This window comes from bacterium (assembly GCA_040756715.1).
GTDB lineage: Bacteria > UBA9089 > UBA9088 > UBA9088 > UBA9088 > JBFLYE01.
Map to the genome: position 1 here is coordinate 1 of JBFLYE010000011.1, position 1,612 is coordinate 1,612.

Annotated in this window: 3 protein-coding genes; all 3 read right to left on the minus strand. The window is 37.4% G+C overall.

The window, feature by feature from the left end; translation table 11 throughout:
• Window positions 1–90 precede the first annotated feature (90 nt).
• Entirely contained in the window at window positions 91–840 is a 750-nt protein-coding gene (locus AB1397_00255; protein ID MEW6481437.1) for an alpha/beta hydrolase, read from the minus strand.
• On the minus strand, window positions 812–1,297 hold the full coding sequence (locus AB1397_00260; protein ID MEW6481438.1) for an NAD(P)H-dependent oxidoreductase: 486 nt from the start codon (window positions 1,295–1,297) through the stop codon (window positions 812–814). The genes AB1397_00255 and AB1397_00260 overlap by 29 nt, the downstream gene beginning before the upstream one ends.
• A gap of 43 nt (window positions 1,298–1,340) precedes the next feature.
• Window positions 1,341–1,612, minus strand: a 272-nt coding sequence (locus tag AB1397_00265) for an ATP-binding protein (protein ID MEW6481439.1), incomplete at its 5' end; no start/stop codon positions are given.

Genomic DNA, 1,612 nt, shown 5'->3' on the forward strand with positions numbered 1-1,612 from the left:
TATCCCTCAAGCTGGAAAATGTGGAGTAATGTATTGGTTTGAAAAACAAACCTTCTTAACCACAAAAAAATGGCAATGAGAATTAAGAGCTTATTTAAAAAAATCCAAGATTGCATTTGAGAAATCAAAAGAATTGTCAAGATAGCAAAAGTGTCCTGCATTTTTTATAATTTTTAAGCTAGAATTTTTTATTTCTTTTTCCATTATTTTTCCCTGATAAATGGGTGTTTGAAAATCATTTTCTCCCCAGATGATTAAGGTAGGGGCAAGAATTTTAGAAAGAAAGGGTTTTATGTCTTCGTTAACTATCTTTACTAATGTATCCCTCATTTTGCCTGCCTCTTTGTAATCCTTTGAGCCTATTTTTTGATAGACCTTTTCCTTTAATGCTTTAGGCAAAAGGTATTTTGCTATTTTTGCTAGTAAAACCTTAAGATAATAGCCTGGTTTCCTTTTTGGCTTAATCCCTGATGCGTCAACAAGGACAAGCCTGTTTACTAACTCTGGATAGTTTGCAGAAAGCCAAATTCCAATCCTTCCACCAAATGAATGACCGATTATATTTATTTTTTTAATTCCAAAATTCTCAAGGAATTTCTTGATAAATAATCCGTAATCAGATGTTTGCCAGGCTAATTCTGGAACTTCACTCCTTCCAAAACCAGGCAAGTCAAGGCTATAAACACAAAAATTATTCTTTAGAAGGTCAAATATGGGCTTTACCGATTCTGTCCTTCCTCCCCAGCCATGGAGGATTAAGATGGGTTTTCCTTCACCTTCTTTTTCATAGTAGACCTGTAGGCCTTTTATTTTAACAAAGTTTTTTAGCAAGCTCAGCAACCCTTATCCCAAGCTTTCTTGCATCATCCAGGTCTTTTTGGCTAGGGCTTCCAGAACAGGCAACGCCGTAATGCCCACCTGCTGATATGGGGTCGCCTACCACAATCATTCCATAGATTAAGAATGCCTGGATTATTGCCATCATTGTTGTCTCCTTTCCCCCACTGGGATGACCAGATGTGGCAAATGCCGCACCGATTTTCCCCTCCATTCCACCTTGTCTTCTTAAGGAAACAAACCGGTCAAACATCTCCTTTAGCTCCGCGGTCATATTCCCAAAGTATGTAGGAGAACCAGCAATTATCCCATCTGCCTCTTTAAAATCAAGCTCTCTAACCTCAGATGCCCTCTTAAAAATAGGGGTGCATCCAGAGCTTTCTACGCCTTCCTTAACAGCCTTTGCAAGACGCTCTGTATTTCCCCCAAACGATGAATAGGCAATCAATATCTTTGACATTATCCCACCTCCTTATTTATTTTGTATGTGTTTAGCTCTTCTATTATTGTATCAATCCTTGTAATTTCTTGTCAATGTGTTCTATGGTTTCTTTTATGTTTTTATGCTTTATCCTCTTTGTATCAAGAAAAAATATCTTCCCATCCATTTTGTGTTTGTAAATAAGCCTTATCTCTGGATTTCCTATAATCAATGTTTTTATTGTCTCCTTGATATTGCCCAATGGCTTTCGGTCAATGTGAGCTAATTTAAAGGAGGCAAAAATCTTTGTCCCTTTGCCAGGCGTTGATTCTATAGAAAAAGAACCCTCTGCCT

What these genes read in the sequence shown, in the direction of transcription:
- AB1397_00260 (MEW6481438.1), bottom strand. Translation starts at nt 1,297, where the DNA reads ATGTCAAAGATATTGATTGCCTATTCATCGTTTGGGGGAAATACAGAG.